Origin of the sequence: Sphingobium sp. SA916 (assembly GCF_002894065.1) — a bacterium.
GTDB lineage: Bacteria > Pseudomonadota > Alphaproteobacteria > Sphingomonadales > Sphingomonadaceae > Sphingobium > Sphingobium fuliginis.
Window position 1 is genome coordinate 275,285 of sequence record NZ_LXYF01000001.1, and the last position, 18,123, is coordinate 293,407.

The window sequence follows — 18,123 nt, forward strand, 5'->3', positions numbered from 1 at the left end:
AAACGCTTCCCCCGTCAGCGCTTTTTCTGTAAGTTGTCGCGGCGGGTGTTACCGAGGCGACTCGAAATGCCGGACTGAAAGGCTGCGAGCGCCTGCCAATGTGGGAGAGGGCTTGTGCCGGTTGCGGTAGCCATCGCCATGCTCGTGGTCGGTTCGGTCGCCTTTCACCTGTTCAGTCCATGGTGGCGCACGCCCATCGCATCCAATTGGGGATCGATCGATTCCGCCCTCGACGTGACGCTCTGGATATGCGGGGCGGCCTTTGTCGGGCTGAACCTGTTCCTTGCCTGGGCGCTGGTCAAATATCGCCATCGCCCCGGCCATCGCGCCCATTATGAGCCGGAAAACCCTTCGCTGGAAAGGCGGCTGACATTTTGGACCGCCATCGGCATCGCCGGCATGCTGGCGCCGGGGCTCGCGGCCTGGGGCAAATATGTCTCGGTGCCGAAAGAAGCCACCGTCATCGAGGCGGTCGGCCAGCAATGGCAATGGTCCTTCCGCTATCCCGGTCCGGATGGCGTGCTGGGCGCGGCGGGGGTCAAATATATCACCCCCGACAATGGGCTGGGCCTCGATCCGCTCGACCCGTTCGGCCGGGATGACATATTGGTGGAAAGCGGCGACCTTCATCTTCCGGTCGGCAAGCCGGTGAAGATCGTGCTGCGCTCCAAGGACGTGCTGCACGACTTCTATGTGCCGGAATTCCGGGCCAAGATGGACCTCGTACCCGGCATCGTCACCTATTTCTGGCTGACCCCGACCAAGACGGGCACGTTCGACATCCTCTGCGCCGAACTGTGCGGCACCGGCCACCATGCGATGCGCGGCAAGGTGGTGGTGGAGACGCCCCAGGCCTTCGCGCAATGGCAGGCGCAGCAGAGCAGCTTCGGACAGATTCTGGCGGAGGCGCCGCCGGCCGCCATGTCGATCCTGCTGATCAAGGCCAATGCCTGTATCGTCCCTGCCTCCTGGAGCATTCGCTGATGGCTACCACTTTGGCCGACGACCTGCGCCCGCTGCATCATCCGCATAGCTGGGTCACCAAATATGTCTGGAGCCAGGATCACAAGGTCATCGCCATCCAATATAGCTGCACCGCCATCGGGATCGGGCTGGTGGCGCTGGTGCTGTCGGCGCTGATGCGGTTGCAGCTTGGGTTTCCGGGGGCTTTTCCGGCGATCCAGCCTGATAATTATCTGCAATTCGTGTCGATGCACGGCATGATCATGGTGGTCTATCTGCTGACGGCGCTGCTGCTGGGCGGGTTCGGCAATTATCTGATCCCGCTGATGATCGGGGCGCGGGACATGGTGTTTCCCTTCGTCAACATGCTGAGCTTCTGGTTCTATCTGCTGTCGGTGATCGTGCTGGTGGCGGGATTCTTCGTGCCGGGCGGGCCGACCGGGGCGGGATGGACGCTCTATCCGCCGCAGGCGATCAGCGAGGGGACGCCGGGGCATCAATGGGGCATCGTGACCATGCTGGTCAGCCTCGCCATCTTCGTCGCGGCCTTCACCATGGGCGGGTTGAATTATGTGACCACGGTGCTGCAGGCGCGGACCAGGGGGATGACGCTGATGCGGATGCCGCTGTCGGTGTGGGGCATCTTCACCGCTTCGGTGATGGGCCTGCTGGCCTTCCCGGCTTTGTTCGTCGCGGCGATCATGATGCTGTTCGATCATCTGGCGGGCACCAGCTTCTTCATGCCCACCATGCAGTCGATGGGTGCGATCACCCCGACGCAGGGCGGCAGTCCCCTGCTTTTCCAGCATCTCTTCTGGTTCTTCGGCCATCCCGAAGTCTATATCGTCGCCCTGCCCGCCTTCGGCATCGTGTCGGACCTGATCAGCGTGCATGCGCGGCGTAACATCTTCGGTTATCGCATGATGGTGTGGGCGATCGTGATCATCGGGGCGCTGAGCTTCCTGGTGTGGGCGCACCATATGTATGTGAGCGGCATGAATCCCTATTTCGGCTTCTTCTTCGCCACATCGACCTTGATCATCGCCATTCCGACGGCGATCAAGGTCTATAACTGGCTGCTGACCCTGTGGCGCGGCGACATCCATCTGCGCGTGCCGATGCTGTTCGCCATCGCCTTCATCTTCACCTTCATCCACGGCGGGCTGTCGGGCTTGTTTCTGGGCAATGTCAGTGTCGACGTGCCGTTGTCCGACACGTTCTTCGTCGTCGCGCATTTCCATATGGTGATGGGCGTGTCTCCGGTCCTGGTGATATTCGGCGCCATCTATCACTGGTATCCCAAGATATTCGGCAGGATGTGGAACGAAACTTTGGGGAAGCTCCATTTCTGGATCACTTTCCTGGGCGTCTATGCGATCTTCCTGCCGATGCATTATCTGGGGATTCTGGGGGTTCCGCGCCGTTATTATGCGCTGGGCGAGACCGCCTTCATTCCGCAGTCGGTGCATCTCGCCAATGCGTGGATCAGCATCGCGGCGCTGGTCGTCTTCTGCGCGCAGGGGCTGTTCTTCTTCAACATGATCTGGAGCCTGTTCCGGGGGCCTCGCGCCGATCACAATCCCTGGGGCGCGGCCAGCCTGGAATGGCTGACGCCCGACACGCCGCCGGCGCATGGCAATTGGGGGCCGCATCTGCCGGTCGTCTATCGCTGGGCCTATGATTATAGCGTGCCGGACGCGGCGCAGGACTTCATTCCCCAGACGGAACCCCAAGCGGAACAGCGCGCATGACCATCCTCGCGCGCCTCACCGAAAAGAGCTGGGAGCCGGGCGCGCAGCCGGTGGAGCGGGATCGGCCGTCGGCGGGGGCGGTGGGGATGGTCGCCTATTTCGGCGTGGCCATGGTGATGTTCTCGCTGCTGCTGGCGGCCTATCTGATGCGCATGGGGCTGCATGCAGGCACGGAACATGTCCATGACTGGAAGCCGATGCCCGATCCGCCGCCGCTGTGGATCAATACGCTGGTGCTGGCGGCGAGCAGCGTCGCCTGGGAAGTGGCGCGGAGGGAACGGGCGGTTCGGGCGGCGATCGTCGGATCGGCGCTGGGGGTGCTGTTCCTTGGTGGGCAGTTGTTGCTCTGGCGGCATTATCAGGGGGCGGGCTATACGCTGTCGAGCAATCCGGCCAATGCCTTTTTCTATCTGCTGACGGCGCTGCATGGTCTGCACATCATCGGCGGGCTGTTTGCCGCCGGACGGGCGCTGGCGGCGGCCAATATGCGCAATGTCGTTCTTTGCGCGCTCTACTGGCATTTTCTGTTGATCGTCTGGCTGGTTCTGGCCGCTTTGCTGCTGTCGACTTGAGGATGTATTACCATGGCTCAGGCTGTCCCAGATAGAGAAGTCATCGCTCCCACGTTGAGGGAGATCGCGTCCGACTGGTCCGCCGATCAGGAAGTCTTCCGCCATACCCATTGGGGCAAGGCGATGATGTGGATCTTCCTGCTGAGCGACACCTTCATCTTTTCCTGCTTCCTGACCGGTTACATGACGATGCGGGCGTCGGCCGTATTGCCCTGGCCCAATACGGCGGAAGTGTTCGCCCTGAATATCGGCGGGCAGGACATTCCGCTCGTCCTGATCGCGATCATGACCTTCGCGCTGATCAGTTCCAGCGGCACCATGGCGATGGCCGTGAACTTCGGCTATCAGCGCGACCGGCGGAAAACGACGGCGCTGATGCTGCTCACCGCTTTGTTCGGGCTTGTCTTCCTCAGCATGCAGGCGTTCGAATGGAGCAAGCTGATCTTCGAAGAGGGCGTGCGGCCCTGGTATAATCCGATGGGCGCGCCGCAATTCGGCGCGACCTTCTTCATGATCACCGGCTTTCACGGGCTGCATGTGACCTGCGGGGTCATATTGCTGCTGATCATCGCGTCCAAGGTGGGGCGGGGACATTATGACAAGGCGGGCGATTATTCGGCGGTCGAGATCGCCGGGCTGTACTGGCACTTCGTCGATCTCGTCTGGGTGTTCATCTTCGCCTTCTTCTATCTCTGGTGAGGGGCTCCATGCAGCATGATCCTTCCGCCGCCCATGAGGGCCAGCAACATCCAGTCGGCCTGTATCTGAAGGTCTGGGGCCTGCTGTTCCTGCTCAGCGCCATGTCCTATCTGGTCGATTATATGCATGTGCAGGGGATCGTGCGCTGGGTGCTGATCGTGACCTTCATGCTGCTGAAGGCGGGGCTGATCCTGTCCATCTTCATGCATCTGGCGTGGGAGCGGCTGTCGCTGATCTATGCGATATTGGTGCCGCCGCTGGTGCTGCTGGTGCTGGTGCGGATCATGACGATCGAGGCGAATTACGCCTTCTGGACCCGCGCCATCTTCATGGGCGGAGGGGGGTGAGCCATGGGCCGGATGCATGGGATGGCGGTGGGACTGTGCGTTGCGGGGGCGGCGGTGACGGCGCTGGGGCTGGGATGGTTCAGCGACAAGCTCTATACGCGGGTGCGGCCGGGGGAGCTGGCCTATAAGCCGATGGACGAGATGCCGCCGCGCGTCGACATGGCGTCGATCCAGCGCGACTGGCCCGCCGGTTTCAGCGAGGCGGGGGAAGGCAGCCGGGTCATCGCCTATCATCGGGACATGCGGGGGAGGGCGCCGATGCCTGGGACGGGCGGCGGCGGGACGGCGGCTGCTCCTCCGGTCGATCTGGGCACCCTGCTCGCCAGCGCGGATGCGGGGGTGGGGAAGCAGAAGGTGCAGCTTTGCATGAGTTGCCATGACTTCGCCCAGGGCGGACCCAACCGGATCGGGCCTAATCTGTGGGGCGTGGTCGGGCGGCCGGTGGCGAGCCATGCGGGCTTTGCCTATTCGCCCGCCATGCAGGGACATAAGGGCAGTTGGAGCTATGAGTCGCTGTTCGCTTTCCTCGCCTCTCCGGGGCGCGATGTGCCGGGAACGAAGATGAGCTTTGCCGGGCTGCGCAAGCCGGAGGATCGGGCGGCGGTGATCAAATATCTGGCGACCTTGGGGACGGGAGCGCCGCCTTTGCCGCAGCCGAAGGCGGTTGCGTCGCGATAGGGCGATGCCGGCGGGTCGCACACCACCCCGCTCTTTTCTTGAAGAGAAGTGAAGCCATTCGACAGGCTCAGGGTGAATGGGGCGTGGGAACGCCCGTGGCTTCAGGGGCTGGGCCGCCGCCAGTCTTCCTCGACCAGATAGCGGCTGAGGAATGTCGATCCCTGCCGCGCCGCCGTTCGCGCGATGTGGCGGCGGATGTCATGATCGGTCGATCCCAGCACGGTGCGAAACGCCTCCATGGCGCTGGCGGTCGGTTCGCGTTTCAGATCGACATAAGGCTGGAAAATATCGCCCAGCGCCTGTTCCCACGCTTTCTCGATCTGGAGCAGCCGGTTTTCCATGGCGCGCCTCGTTCTGCATGAACCTCATCACAATATGGGGCGACTAGGGCGGCGCGACAAGAGGAGGGAGGATGCGGTTCCGGCTTGACTTCAATCAACTGCGTTAATATTAAATCTGCACCATAGGATAATAATATTGCAGCAGGAGAGCCCATGTCCTCCCTTCGCGCCAAGCTCGTCGGGCAATGCCTGCCAGCCCTCCCCCTGCTGGCGCTCGCCATGGCGCCGGCCACGGCGCAGGACGCGCCCGCGCAAAAGGTCTATGGCCGCACGCCCGCCGAATCCTCTCCGCCCGCCTGGCCTCAACCGGTGCGCGCCGCCAGGGGCGCGCCCAATATCCTGCTGATCATGACCGACGATGTCGGTTTCGGGTCCAGCAGCACCTTCGGCGGACCGGTGCCTACGCCGACCTTCGACGCGCTGGCGAAGGCAGGGCTGCGTTACAATCAGTTCAACACCACCGCCATCTGCTCCCCCACGCGCGCCTCGCTGCTGACGGGGCGCAATCCGCAGGCGGTGGGCATGGGCTATGTCGCCAATTGGGCGACGGGCTATGACGGCTATAACAGCGTCATCCCCAAAAGCGCCGGGACGATGGCGCAGATATTGAAGGAAAATGGCTATAACACCGCCATGATCGGCAAGGGGCATGTGACCCCGGAATGGGAAATGAGCCGCGCCGGGCCGTTCGACCGCTGGCCGACCGGTCTGGGGTTCGAATATTTCTACGGCTTTCTGGGCGCCGACAGCAGCATGGCGGAACCCAATCTGGTCGAGAATATCAATCCGGTCACACCGCCCGCCGATCCCCGCTATCATCTGGAGCGCGATCTGGCCGACCATGCGATAGGCTGGATCGACAGCCAGCATGCGGCCGCCCCCGACAAGCCCCTCCTGCTCTATTATGCCACCGGCACGGCCCATGCACCCAATCAGCCGCCCGCCGACTGGCTGAAGAAATTCCGGGGCAGGTTCGACGCGGGCTGGGACGTGCTGCGCGCCGAAACCGTGGCGCGGCAGAAGAAGCTGGGCGTCATTCCGCCCGGCACCGACGATGCGCCGCATCCCGGCACGCTGCCGCGCTGGGACAGTCTGACGCCAGACCGGAAGCGGCTCTATGCCCGCTATATGGAGGCCTATGCCGCTTCGCTCGCCTATGCCGACGAACAGATCGGGCGGGTCATCCAGAAGCTGCGCGACAATGGCGAACTGGACAATATGCTGATCATCTACATCCAGGGCGACAATGGCGCGAGCGCGGAAGGCAGCTTCGACGGCAAGCTGTTCGAGCAGTCGGCGCTGAGCGGGGTCAGGGAAGACCCGTCCTACGCCCTCGCCCATATCGATGAGATCGGGACGAAGGACGCCTATAATCTGATGCCGGGCGGCTGGGGCTGGGCGATGAACGCGCCCTTCCCCTGGGCCAAGCGCTATGGATCGCATTTCGGCGGCACGCGCAACGGCATGGTGATCGCCTGGCCGGGGCATATCGAGGATGCCGGCGGCCTGCGCAGCCAGTTCCACCATGTCAGCGACATCATGCCCACCATATTGGAGGCGGCGGGAGTGAAAGCCCCGGAGATACTGGACGGCGTACCGCAACAGCCGATCACCGGGATCAGCATGGCCTACAGCTTCAGAGCCAAGGACGCGCCCTCCCGCCGCACCGTGCAGGTGTCGGCCATGGCGCAGAATCTCAGCATCTACAAGGATGGCTGGGTGGCCGCGACCGCGCCCATGGCGACCCCCTGGGAGCGGACGCCCCCCCCGCCGGTGCCGCTGGATCAACGGACATGGCAGCTTTACGACACCCGCAGCGACTTCAGCGAGGCCCATGACGTCGCCGCCGCCAACCCGCAGAAGCTGGAGGCGCTGAAGGAGTCGTTCTGGGCGGAGGCCGCGCTGTCCAACATCCTGCCCATCCACGGCAGCGAGGGCGGGCAGAAGGGCAGGCCAGACCCCAATGAGGGGCGGACGAACTTCGTCTACAGCGCGCCCGTCAGCCATATTCCGGAAAGCGCCGCGCCGGCCCTGGTCGGGCGATCCTTCACGATCACGGCGAAGCTCGGCATAGCGGCGGAGGGCGGCAAGGGCGTCATCGTCGCGCAGGGCGGACGCTTCGGCGGCTACAGCCTGTTCTTCGACCGGGGGAGGATTGCCTTCACCTATAATCTGACGCCCGCGCATATGACGCGGATCGTGGCGCCTGCTCCATTGGCGGCCGGCGCGCATGTCGTCGGGCTGGACTTCGCGATGGACAGGGCAGCCCCGACCAGCGGCGCCACCGTCACGCTGACCGTCGATGGCAAGGCGGTGGCGCAAGGGCGGGTCGAACGGACCTTCGCGCAGGTGGTTTCGCATACGGAAGACTTCGACATCGGCATGGACCTGGTGAGCCCCGTCGACCCGGCGGCCTATGACAGCGCGGCGAGCCGGTTCAACGGGCCGCTGGACCGGGTCGAGGTGACGATCAGATAAGCTGGCGGGCGCCGCGCCTCCGCAAGGGGCCCGAACGAGACAAGCGGCTCGCGGGAGCGCGGTCTCAACGGTGGGATTCGGCTTCATCGGCGCGTCCGGAACCGGAGGGCCGTATCAGCCGAGGCCGTCGAACCATTCCTCTACGGAGGCGGGCACGCCCTTGTCCTCCGGCCCCGCCAGCAGGCTGGCGCAGGCGGCTCGCATCACGTCGCGCACATGCGCCTGCAACGGCACCGCGCGATCCTGCGGCTCGCCATGGTCCCAGCGGACCAGCACGCATTGCAGCATCATGTTGCAGAGCAGGATGCGATTGCGGGCGATGTCCGGGTGCACATGCCCGAGCAGCGCCGTCAAATGCCCCAACAGGCGCATCAGGTTCGGCGCCTTGTCCCGCACCTGTGCAAGCAGGCCGGCGTTCAGCGACCAGTAGCGCGTCGCGAAATGCAGCATGAACGCCGCATAGGGGTGCCGTCCCCGGCCATCGGCCAGATGAAGCTGCGGCAGGAACAATATGCCGAGCAGCGCCATCGGATCGTCCAGCCTGCCCTGCCGTTCCAGCCTGTCCAGCATCCCGCCCCGCACGCCCTCCATCTTCTCGGCACGGCTCGCGAAGATGGCGGAGAGCAGCCCTTCCTTCGATCCGAAATAATAGGTCACCGCATTGGTGTCGCCGCAACGGGCGGCGGCTGCGATCTCCCGCATCGAAACGGCGTCGATGCCCCGCTCCGCGAACAGCGCCTCGGCCGCCTCGATCAGCCGCAGCGCGGCGGGGATGGCATGGCGCCTGGGGTGACGTCGGTCGGTCATGCCTTGGCGGACAGGGCGCTCAGTTCCTCCAGATCGAGGTCGCGTTCCAGTTCCTGCAACGTATGTTCATCGATCTCTCCTGTGCGGTGGAGGCGCAGCAGTTCCGCCCGCCCGGCGGCTATGGCCTTCAGCACCAGGTCGAAATGGGCGTGGAGCGTCTCCGAAAACTGCGCCTCCTGCCCGGCATAATTGGCGGAAAGTTCGGCATGGCGCTGATAGCGCTCCAGCAGCCGGGGGTGGAGCAGCGTGCCCTGCTCATCATAGGCGTGCACCTCCACGACGCGGACCTGCGCCTGCGCCATGGCGGCTTCCGCCTCGCTCATCGTCATGCGCGGACGGTCGCTTTCCGGTTCCTCCAGCTTCACCAGCCGGATCACGGCGCCCAGGGTCGTCCCTTGCAGCAATACGGTGCCGATGATGACCGCGAAGGCGGCCGTCAGGATGAAGTCGCGTCCGGGGAAATCGGCCGGCACGCTGAGCGCGACCGCCAACGTCACCACGCCGCGCATCCCGGCCCAGCCCAATATGGTCGCCGCCCGGAATCCCAGCGGGCGATAGCCGCAAAGGCCCGTCGCCCTGAGCCCCGCGATCACCGCGTCGGAACCGAAAACCCAGATGAAGCGTGCGGCGGTGAGCGCGGCCAGTATCGCCAATATCGGCAGCGCCATTTCGTCCAGCACGACGCCGAAACCGCCGACGCGATCGATCACGCCGCGCAGCGACGAACCGATCAGCAGGAAGACGAACGCCTCCATCAGGAAGATCATCACCGCCCAGAAGGCCGTGCCGTTCATCCGCACCATCGCGGGGAAGACGACATGCTGGTACCAGCCGCAGATAAGGCCGGTGGTGACGGTCGCGATCACGCCGGAGGCATGGATGGATTCCGCCAGCAGATAGGACGCCCATGGCGCCAGCAGGGAGGAGGCGATCATCAGATATTTGTCGTCGAGCCGCTTGACCGTCAGCACCCAGAGCGCGCCGATGATCGCCCCGACCAGCGCCCCGCCCACGGCCAGCAGGGCAAAGCTCTGCAAGGCGTCGACCATGCTGAACGCGCCGGTGACGCCGGCGGCTATGGCGAAGCGAAAGAGCACCAGCCCCGTGGCGTCGTTGAACAGGCTTTCCCCCTCCAGCAGGATGGAGAGGCGACGGGGCAGGTGGACATGCTGCAACACCGCGCGGGCCGATACGGCGTCGGGCGGCGAGACGATGGCGCCCAGGGCTGCGCATGCCGCCCAGGGGAGGCCGGGCACCAGCCAGTGCGCGACCGCCGCGACCACGGCTGTGGTGAAGACCACCGCGCCCAGGGCCAGCGCCAATATGCCGAACATATGCCGCCGCAAGTGACGCAGGGCGATGAACCAGGCGCCGTCCATCAGCAGCGGCGGCAGGAAGATCACCAGCACCAGTTGCGGATCGAGGGAGATCACCGGCAGGCCCGGCAGGAAAGCGAACAGCGCGCCCCCCGCCAGCAGCGCGACGGCGGGCGGCAGGCCCAGCCTGTTCGCGGCATAATGTAGGACGATGATCGCCAGCAGCATGACGATCACCAGTTCGAACAACTGCATCGGGTGCATTGGCCCTCCCCCCCGTCCATCCGCATCATGGCCATATGACATGGAAATCCATCGGCCGACGATGAAAATGCCAGCAGCGCCAGCAGTTTCAAGAGGCGTCTTCCATGCAGCGAAATTCCCCGAAACCGTAGAGGAAAGCGGCGCGCCACTGGCTGCCGGACGGATGGAATTTCACGATAGTCATGTTTTTTCAAATAGATAGCTTATCATACTGAATACGTATGTGGGATTCTGTGCAGACCATGGGCGGCGCGGCTATCGGTGACGGCAAGAAACACAAGCAATGCGTCTTGGGGAGGGTCCACAAATGCACATGTCCCATCATTCCATCCTGCGCGCGGCCCTTCTGGCCGGCGCTTCGCTGTCGGTCGCGGCGGCAGCCTCCGCTCAGACCGCGGCTGAGACCGCCGCCCCCGCCGAGCCGCAGGGAGAGGCCATCGTCGTCACCGGCATCCGCGCATCGCTCGCCTCCGCCGCGAAGCTGAAGCGGGATTCGGTGCTGATCGTGGATTCCATCTCCGCCGAGGATGTCGGCAAGCTGCCCGACGTGTCCATCGCGGATTCGCTCGCCCGCCTGCCCGGCGTGACGGCGCAGCGGCTGGAGGGGCGCGACCAGCGTCTGTCGATCCGTGGACTTGGGCCCGATTTCTCCACCACGCTGCTCAACGGGCGCGAGCAGGTGACGGTGGGCGACAATCGCGGCGTCGAATATGACCAATATCCGTCCGAATTCTTCCAGAACGTCAATGTGTACAAGAGCGCCGACGGAGCGCTGATCGCGGCCGGGATTTCCGGCACGGTCGACCTGCGCATGCTGCGGCCGCTGGACAAGAAGGACCGCGTGATGGCGGTGTCGCTGCGCGGGCAGATGAACGGGATGGACAAGCTCAATCCCGACGGCAAGCGCTACGGCTATCGCGCTTCGGCCACCTATATCGACCAGTTCGCGGACGACACGCTGGGCCTGTCGCTGGGCTTTTCCGCCTCGCAAACGCCCTCCCAGAACGAGCGGTTCAATTCCTGGGGCTATCCTTCCGCTCCTGACGGCACGCTCATCATCGGCGGCGCGAAGCCCTATGTGCAATCGAACCTGCTGAAGCGCTATGGCGCGGTGGGCACGCTGGAATGGCAGCCCAGCGACGATTTCCATTCGACCTTCGACGTGCTGGCGTCGCATTTCGAGGAAGAACAGCGGCTGCGCGGCATCGAATTCCCGCTGGTCTGGGGCACCGATGTCGGCGTCAGCGACGTGACGATCGACAACGGCTTCGTCACCGCTGCGACCTTCAGCAATGTCTATGGCGTGCAGCGCAACGACTATAACAAGCGCAAGGCGGACATGATCTCGCTGGGGTGGAACAATGACATCCGCCTGAACGATGCGCTGAAACTCAATGTCGATGCGAGCTGGTCGCGGGCCAAGCGCACCGACTTCCTGCTGGAGACCTATTCGGGCACCGGCTATCTGCGTTCGGGCGTGCCGGATACCGTGCGGGTGGAACGCCAGTCGAACGGATTGTTCCACATCGCCCCGACGCTCGACTATACCGATACCGGCATCATCAGCCTGACCGATCCCAATGGCTGGGGCTATAACGGCACGACCGCGGTGGTGCAGGCGGGCTTCCTCAACCGGCCGAAATTCATCGACGACATGAAGTCGTTCCGCGCGAACCTGGTCGGGGACATTTCGGGCAGTCTCTTCTCCCAATGGGAAGTCGGCGGCAATTATAGCCGGCGCAAGAAGACCAGCGCCTATACATCCTATTTCCTCTGCCCGCCGGGCGGCACGGACTGCACCATCGCCGGCGGGACGCCGGGATCGGTGGCGGTGCCGAACGAAGCGCTGCTGGGATCGAACGTCTCGCTCGATTATCTCGGCGTGCCGGCGATGCTGACGCTGAACCCGCTCTATCTGTACGACAATGTGCTGGATGCGGTGTACGACAATCGCCCCGGCTCACTGGTCCGCGACAATGTGGTGAAGGAAGACGTATTCACCGGCTATGCGAAGCTCAGCATGGACGGCGAACTGGGCGGAAAGCCGCTGAAGGGCGCGATCGGCGTGCAGGTCATCCATTCGCGGCAGGCCTCTACCGGCACGATTTCCAACTTCGCCAACGGCGTGGTGACGATACTGCCGGTGTCGGGCAAGGACAGCTACACCAACGTCCTGCCAAGCGCGCAGATTTCGGTGGAACTGGAGCCGAGCTTCTTCGTGAAGCTGGGCGCGGCGCAGACCATGGTGCGTCCGCGTCTGGACCAGGAGCGGATCAACCAGGAGTTCAAATATAATTTGAGCTATGTCGGAATCGGATCTTCCGATCCGCAGTTCAGTCCGTTCAAGTCGGAGGGCGGCAACATCTTCCTGCGGCCTTATCAGTCGACCAATATCGACCTGTCGCTGGAGAAATATTTCCGGGGCGGCGGTTATGTATCGGTCTCCGGCTTCTTCAAGAACCTGACCGACTTCGTCGATCCCAACAACAATATCGCTTACGACTTTTCCGCCGTTCTGCCGACATTGCCGGCCGATCAGCGCGACGCCATTCTGGCCGACGGAAGCTATATCGGGCTGGTGAAGTCGCCCGCCAATACCGGCAAGGGCACGATCATGGGCGTAGAGGCGACCGCGTCGCTGCCGTTCAAGCTGTTCAGCCCGGCGCTCGACGGCTTCGGCATCTTCGCCAGCGGGTCCTATACGCATAGCGAGGTCGAATATGGCAGCAACCCGACCGAAAGCGTCACCCTGCCCGGCCTGTCGAAATGGGTCGCCAGCGGCACTGCCTATTTCGAGAAGGCGGGTTTCCAGGCGCGGGTGAGCTATCGTTACCGCTCCTCCTTCCTGGGCGAAGTGGCGGGGCTTTCGGCGGCGCCGACCTTCCGCACGGCGAAGGCCGAGGGCATTCTCGATGCGCAGATTGGGTATGAGTTCCAGTCCGGGCCGCTTCAGGGGCTTTCGATCCTGTTGCAGGGCAAGAACCTGACCGATCAGCCCTTCGTCACCTATCAGAATGACGATCCGCGGCAGGTGATCGACTATCAGCGCTATGGCCGGGATTATTATCTGGGTCTGACCTACAAATTTTAACGTCCCCCCGACTGCCTGACTGCACGCAGGCAGTTCTCCCCCGGACCGCCGCCCCTTTCAGGGGTGGCGGTCCTCCCTTTTTATGTTCCCCTCCCATAGACGGGAGGGGTTAGGGGTGGGTGCGAGCGGAGCGAGCTTCTTCACTGTCGGTTAGGGAGGAACGCCGCTGCGCGGCTTGCCCACCCCCGGCCCCTCCCGCTTGCGGGAGGGGAGAAGTCAGGCGGTCATTCTTGTGACCAGTCTTGGCGCGAGCAGCGTGGGCTCCACCGGCTTGCGGTCGATCTGGCCGATCAGCGCGTCCACCAGCACCTCGCCCGCGCGCAGATAGTCCTGGGCGACGGTGGTCAGCGGCGGGCGCGTCAGGCTGGCGGCGGGGATGTCGTCGAAGCCGATCAGCGCCACATCCTGCGGCACGCGCATGCCCGCTTCGTCCAGCGCCCGCATCGCGCCGATGGCGATCAGGTCCGACCCGGCGAAGATCGCATCGAAGGGCAGGCCGCGCGCAATCAGGCGGCTCGCCGCCTCATGCCCCGACTGTTCGGTCGAGAGGGCGTCGACATGCAGGCCGATGTCGACCGGCAATCCGGCCTCCCCCATCGCCTCGGTCAGTCCGGCATAGCGGTCGCGGAATTCCGGATAACGGCTCGACGCATCGCCCAGGAAGGCGATGGTCCGGCGCCCCCGCTCGATCAGATGCTCTCCCGCTTCGCGCCCGCCCCGCCGGTTGTCGCAGCCGATGGTCATGCCCAGCGCATTGGGGTCGACCGATCCCCAGCGCACGAAATGGGTGCCCTGCGCCACCAGTTGCTCCAGCCGGGCGCGATAGCTTTCATAATCGCCATAGCCCAGCAGGATGATGCCGTCGGCCTTGCGGCTGTCCTCATAATCGACATGCCAGTCGGTCGAAAGCTGCTGGAAGGAGGTCAGCAGGTCGTAGCCCCGCTTGGCGCAGGTTTGCAGGATCGGCCCCAGCATCGAGAGGAAGAAGGGATTGATATAGCTTTCATCGGGCAGCAGATCTTCGAAGAAGAGCAGCGCCAGCGTGTTGCTCTTGCCCCGGCGGAGGGAGGAAGCGTTCTTGTCCACCGTATAGTTGAGCTGGCGGGCGATGGCCTCGATCCGCTTGCGGGTGGCTTCGCTGACGGTGCGGTCGCCGCGCAGGGCCCGGGACACGGTCGGCTGGGAAACCCCCGCAAGCGTCGCGATGTCGAAGGACGTCGGTTTTTCGTTCACGGCCATCGCGCGATCCTACGCCCTGCCCCCGATATTGGAAAGATAAGCTTTTGAATACGTATGTCGGCTGCTTGGCCCGGCGGGTGCGAACCGATTAAGACCCCCTATGAAAGCCGCTGCGATCAAGCCAGAAGGCCAAGGGAGGAACGCCATGCGTGGAAGGAAGGCGATGCTGTTTGCCGCGCTGGCTGCCCTGGCCCTCCCTGCCCTGTCGCCGGCAGCCGAGCCATCCGATTTCCGGGCGCGGCTGCCGGAGGATGAGGTCATCTATTTCCTGCTGCCCGACCGGTTCGACAATGGCGACCCGGCCAACGACAAGGGCGGGTTGAAGGGCGACCGGCTCGTCACCGGCCATGATCCCGCCTCCAAGGGTTTCTATCATGGCGGCGACCTGAAAGGGCTGATCCGGCGGCTCGACTATATTCAGGGGCTGGGCGCGACCGCCATCTGGGTCGGGCCGATCTTCCGCAACAAGCCGGTGCAGGGGCCGAAGGGGCAGGAAAGCGCGGGCTATCACGGTTACTGGATCACCGACTTCACCCATGTCGATCCGCATTTCGGCACCGACGCCGATTTCGCGGCGCTGGTGGAGGCCGCGCATCGCCGGGGGATGAAGGTCTATATGGACATCATCGCCAATCATACGGCGGACGTGATCCGTTACCGGGAATGCCCAAGCACAAATGCGGACACACCATGCCCCTATCGTTCGCGGGCCGACTATCCCTATCAGCGGCAGGGCGGCGTCGAGGGCAAGCCGATCAACGAGGGCTTCACGGGCGATCAGGATCATGGCGAAGCGAATTTCGCCAGGCTGACCGACCCGTCCTATGCCTATACGCCTTATGTGCCCAAGGGCGAGGAACGGGTCAAAAACCCGGCTTGGCTCAACGATCCGATTTACTATCATAATCGCGGGGAAACGACCTATTCGGGCGAGAGCGCGACCATGGGGGACTTTGCGGGGCTGGACGACCTGATGACGGAGAATCCGCGGGTGATCGCGGGGATGATCGATATTTTCGGCGGCTGGATCGACCGTTTCGGCGTGGATGGCTTCCGGGTGGACACGGCGCGCCATGTCGATCCGCATTTCTGGCAGCAGTTCGTTCCCGCAATGCAGGCCCGCGCCAGGGCGAAAGGCATCCCCAATTTCCATATTTTCGGGGAAGTCTATGTCGAGACGGTCGATGCCGGGCCGCTCGCCTGGCATACGAAGGAAGGCGGCTTTCCGGCGGTGCTGGACTTCGCCTTCCGGCAGGCGGCGCTGGAGACGGTGGCGGGCAACGGCGCGACCGCGATCTGGGAACGGATGCTGGCCGGCGACGCGCTCTATCGCGATGGCGAGGCGACGGCGCGGACCTTGCCGACCTTCGTCAGCAATCATGATGCCGGGCGCTTCGCCACCTTCGTGCGCAAGGCTTTCCCGCAGGCGAGCGATGAGGAAGTGCTGCGCCGGGTGATGCTGGCCAACGCCATGCTGCTGACGATGCGCGGCGTGCCGACCGTCTATTATGGCGACGAGCAGGGCTTTGTCGGGGACGGCGGCGATCAGGATGCGCGGGAGGATATGTTCGGCAGCCGGGTCGCGAGCTATAACGACAACCGCCTGCTGGGGACCGACGCCACCACGGCGACGCCGCGCTTCGACACCGGCCATCCGCTTTATCGGGAGATCGCCGCGCTGGCCCGTCTGCGCACCGCCCATCCGGCGTTGCGGCGCGGCCGGGAGGTCATCCGGGCGCGGGGCGACGAGCCGGGCCTGTTCGCCCTCTCCCGCTTCGATCCGGAGAGCGGGGCGGAAACATTGATCGCCTTCAACACGTCCACCGCGCCGATCAGGGCGCAGGTCGAGGTCGATGCTCGGTCCGACCAGTTCACCACATTGGCCGGAGCCGAATGCGCCGCAAGCGCCTCCGCCCCCGGCAGCATCGCCGTCTCCCTCCCCCCTCTCAGCTACAGCGTCTGCGCTGTCCGGAGTGCCGTACCCCAATGACCGACACGACCCTCCCCTGGTGGCGCGGCGCCGCCATCTACCAGATTTATCCGCGCAGCTTTGCCGACTCCAATGGCGACGGCATCGGCGACCTCAAAGGCATCACCGCCCATCTGCCCTATGTGGCGTCGCTGGGGGTGGATGCGATCTGGCTGTCGCCCTTCTTCAAGAGCCCGATGCGCGATTTCGGCTATGACGTGTCGGATTATTGCGACGTCGATCCGATCTTCGGCACGCTGGAGGATTTCGACGCGCTGGCGGCGCGGGCGCATGAGCTGGGGCTGCGCATCATCGTCGATCAGGTCTGGGCGCATACGTCGGAGGAGCATCGCTGGTTCATCGAAAGCCGCTCCAGCCGCGACAATCCCAAGGCGGACTGGTATGTCTGGGCCGATCCCAAGCCGGACGGTTCCCCACCCAACAACTGGCAGTCGGTTTTCGGCGGCCCGGCCTGGACCTGGGATGCGCGGCGCGGGCAATATTATATGCACCAGTTTCTGGCGCAGCAGCCGCAACTGCATTTGCATCATCCGCAGGTGCAGGAGAGCGTCTTCGACATCATCCGTTTCTGGCTGGACCGGGGGGTGGACGGGTTCCGCATCGATGCCATCAACCATTCGATGCACGATCCGGAGTTGCGCGACAATCCGCCCGCGCCGGAGGATGGCAAAGTGCGGACACGGCCGTTCGACTTCCAGATCAAGAAGTACAGCCAGAGCCATCCGGACATTCCGCTGTTCCTGGAAAAAGTCCGGCAAGTATTCGATGAATATCGGGATCGCTTCACCGTGGCCGAAGTCGGCGGAGCGGACAGCGACATAGAGATGAAGGCCTTCACGCAGGGCGACGGCAGGCTGAATACGGCTTATGGATTCGACTTTCTCTATGCGCCGGAACTGACCGCCGAATTCCTCAAGACGGCGCTCGTCAAATGGCCCTGCGCAACCCATACGGGCTGGCCGAGTTGGGCGTTCGAAAATCATGACGCGCCGCGTGCGGTGTCGCGATGGGCCAAGGGGGTGGACCCGAACGCCTATTGCCGGATGAAGATGCTGCTGCTCGCCTGCCTGCGCGGCAATATCTTCCTCTATTATGGCGAGGAACTGGGGTTGCCGCAGGTCGACATCGCGTTCGAGGATTTGCGGGACCCGGAGGCCATCGCCAACTGGCCGCTGACGCTTTCCCGCGACGGAGCGCGGACGCCGATGCCGTGGCGGTCCGATGCGCCCTATCTGGGATTTTCGGAGGCCAAGCCCTGGCTGCCGGTCGGGGAGGCGCATCGCGCGCTCGCCGTAGATGTGCAGGAGGCGGATGCGGATTCGCTGCTGCACTGGACGCGGCGGGTGCTGGCGCTGCGCAACGGGTCGCCCGCGCTGCGCGTGGGGGCGATCGATTTTCTGGAGACGCCGGAGGAATTGCTGGCGTTCGAGCGGGAGCATGAGGGCGAGCGGTTGCTGTGCGTGTTCAACCTTGGGGACGAGCCTGTGACATGGACGCCGGCGGGTCATTGGCAGCCATTGCTGTCGACCGGCGGCGTCGAAGGATGGCATTTCCCCGCAGCTTCCGGCCTTGTCGCGCGCGTTTAAA

14 protein-coding genes are annotated in these 18,123 nt (G+C 64.1%); 10 read left to right on the top strand and 4 right to left on the bottom strand.

The genetic code is table 11. From position 1 onward, the window contains the following. Positions 1 to 114: 114 nt before the first annotated feature. Genes A8G00_RS01420 through A8G00_RS01445 form a run of 6 tightly spaced genes read left to right on the top strand, consistent with a single transcriptional unit; the run spans position 115 to position 5,010 of the window. On the top strand, positions 115 to 984 hold the full coding sequence (locus tag A8G00_RS01420) for a cytochrome c oxidase subunit II (protein WP_044662638.1): 870 nt from the start codon (positions 115 to 117) through the stop codon (positions 982 to 984). Next, the gene (locus A8G00_RS01425; protein ID WP_102999761.1) at positions 984 to 2,714 is read left to right on the top strand and encodes a cbb3-type cytochrome c oxidase subunit I; all 1,731 of its coding nucleotides are present in this window, start codon (positions 984 to 986) and stop codon (positions 2,712 to 2,714) included. Before A8G00_RS01420 ends, A8G00_RS01425 begins: the two co-directional genes overlap by 1 nt. Further along, positions 2,711 to 3,286, top strand: coding sequence for a cytochrome c oxidase subunit 3 (locus A8G00_RS01430; RefSeq protein ID WP_102999762.1), 576 nt, complete (start codon positions 2,711 to 2,713; stop codon positions 3,284 to 3,286). Before A8G00_RS01425 ends, A8G00_RS01430 begins: the two co-directional genes overlap by 4 nt. 12 nt (positions 3,287 to 3,298) lie before the next feature. Further along, positions 3,299 to 3,985 (top strand): heme-copper oxidase subunit III family protein, encoded by a 687-nt coding sequence (locus tag A8G00_RS01435; protein ID WP_102999763.1) that lies wholly within the window; start codon positions 3,299 to 3,301, stop codon positions 3,983 to 3,985. An 8-nt stretch (positions 3,986 to 3,993) separates the two neighbouring features. Then, the gene (locus A8G00_RS01440; RefSeq protein ID WP_102999764.1) at positions 3,994 to 4,332 is read left to right on the top strand and encodes a cytochrome C oxidase subunit IV family protein; all 339 of its coding nucleotides are present in this window, start codon (positions 3,994 to 3,996) and stop codon (positions 4,330 to 4,332) included. 3 nt (positions 4,333 to 4,335) lie between these two features. Beyond that, positions 4,336 to 5,010, top strand: coding sequence for a cytochrome c family protein (locus A8G00_RS01445; protein ID WP_102999765.1), 675 nt, complete (start codon positions 4,336 to 4,338; stop codon positions 5,008 to 5,010). Positions 5,011 to 5,111: 101 nt separating this feature from the next. Here the strand turns inward: A8G00_RS01445 and A8G00_RS01450 are convergent, their stop codons facing one another. Then, complete coding sequence (locus A8G00_RS01450) at positions 5,112 to 5,351, bottom strand: hypothetical protein (RefSeq protein WP_025547794.1); 240 nt, start codon at positions 5,349 to 5,351, stop codon at positions 5,112 to 5,114. Positions 5,352 to 5,504: 153 nt separating this feature from the next. Between A8G00_RS01450 and A8G00_RS01455 the strand changes: the two genes are divergently transcribed. Continuing rightward, positions 5,505 to 7,829 (top strand): arylsulfatase, encoded by a 2,325-nt coding sequence (locus tag A8G00_RS01455; RefSeq protein WP_102999766.1) that lies wholly within the window; start codon positions 5,505 to 5,507, stop codon positions 7,827 to 7,829. Positions 7,830 to 7,943: 114 nt separating this feature from the next. On the opposite strand, the gene A8G00_RS01460 is transcribed toward A8G00_RS01455, so the two are convergent. Continuing rightward, positions 7,944 to 8,636 carry a TetR/AcrR family transcriptional regulator gene (locus A8G00_RS01460; RefSeq protein ID WP_102999767.1) on the bottom strand — a complete coding sequence of 231 codons (693 nt, stop codon included), beginning with the start codon at positions 8,634 to 8,636 and terminating at the stop codon, positions 7,944 to 7,946. Beyond that, positions 8,633 to 10,216: a Na+/H+ antiporter gene (locus A8G00_RS01465; RefSeq protein ID WP_102999768.1), complete on the bottom strand. Its 1,584-nt coding sequence runs from the start codon at positions 10,214 to 10,216 to the stop codon at positions 8,633 to 8,635. Before A8G00_RS01465 ends, A8G00_RS01460 begins: the two co-directional genes overlap by 4 nt. Positions 10,217 to 10,523: 307 nt before the next feature. Here A8G00_RS01465 and A8G00_RS01470 point away from each other — a divergent pair, with 307 nt between their 5' ends. Beyond that, positions 10,524 to 13,307: a TonB-dependent receptor gene (locus tag A8G00_RS01470; protein ID WP_102999769.1), complete on the top strand. Its 2,784-nt coding sequence runs from the start codon at positions 10,524 to 10,526 to the stop codon at positions 13,305 to 13,307. 216 nt (positions 13,308 to 13,523) lie between these two features. On the opposite strand, the gene A8G00_RS01475 is transcribed toward A8G00_RS01470, so the two are convergent. After that, positions 13,524 to 14,546 carry a LacI family DNA-binding transcriptional regulator gene (locus A8G00_RS01475; protein ID WP_102999770.1) on the bottom strand — a complete coding sequence of 341 codons (1,023 nt, stop codon included), beginning with the start codon at positions 14,544 to 14,546 and terminating at the stop codon, positions 13,524 to 13,526. A gap of 145 nt (positions 14,547 to 14,691) precedes the next feature. Between A8G00_RS01475 and A8G00_RS01480 the strand changes: the two genes are divergently transcribed. Together A8G00_RS01480 and A8G00_RS01485 are read left to right on the top strand one after the other, a co-directional pair. Further along, positions 14,692 to 16,536: an alpha-amylase family glycosyl hydrolase gene (locus A8G00_RS01480; RefSeq protein ID WP_102999771.1), complete on the top strand. Its 1,845-nt coding sequence runs from the start codon at positions 14,692 to 14,694 to the stop codon at positions 16,534 to 16,536. Next, positions 16,533 to 18,122 carry an alpha-amylase family glycosyl hydrolase gene (locus tag A8G00_RS01485; protein ID WP_102999772.1) on the top strand — a complete coding sequence of 530 codons (1,590 nt, stop codon included), beginning with the start codon at positions 16,533 to 16,535 and terminating at the stop codon, positions 18,120 to 18,122. Before A8G00_RS01480 ends, A8G00_RS01485 begins: the two co-directional genes overlap by 4 nt. The last annotated feature ends 1 nt before the right edge of the window (position 18,123 follow it).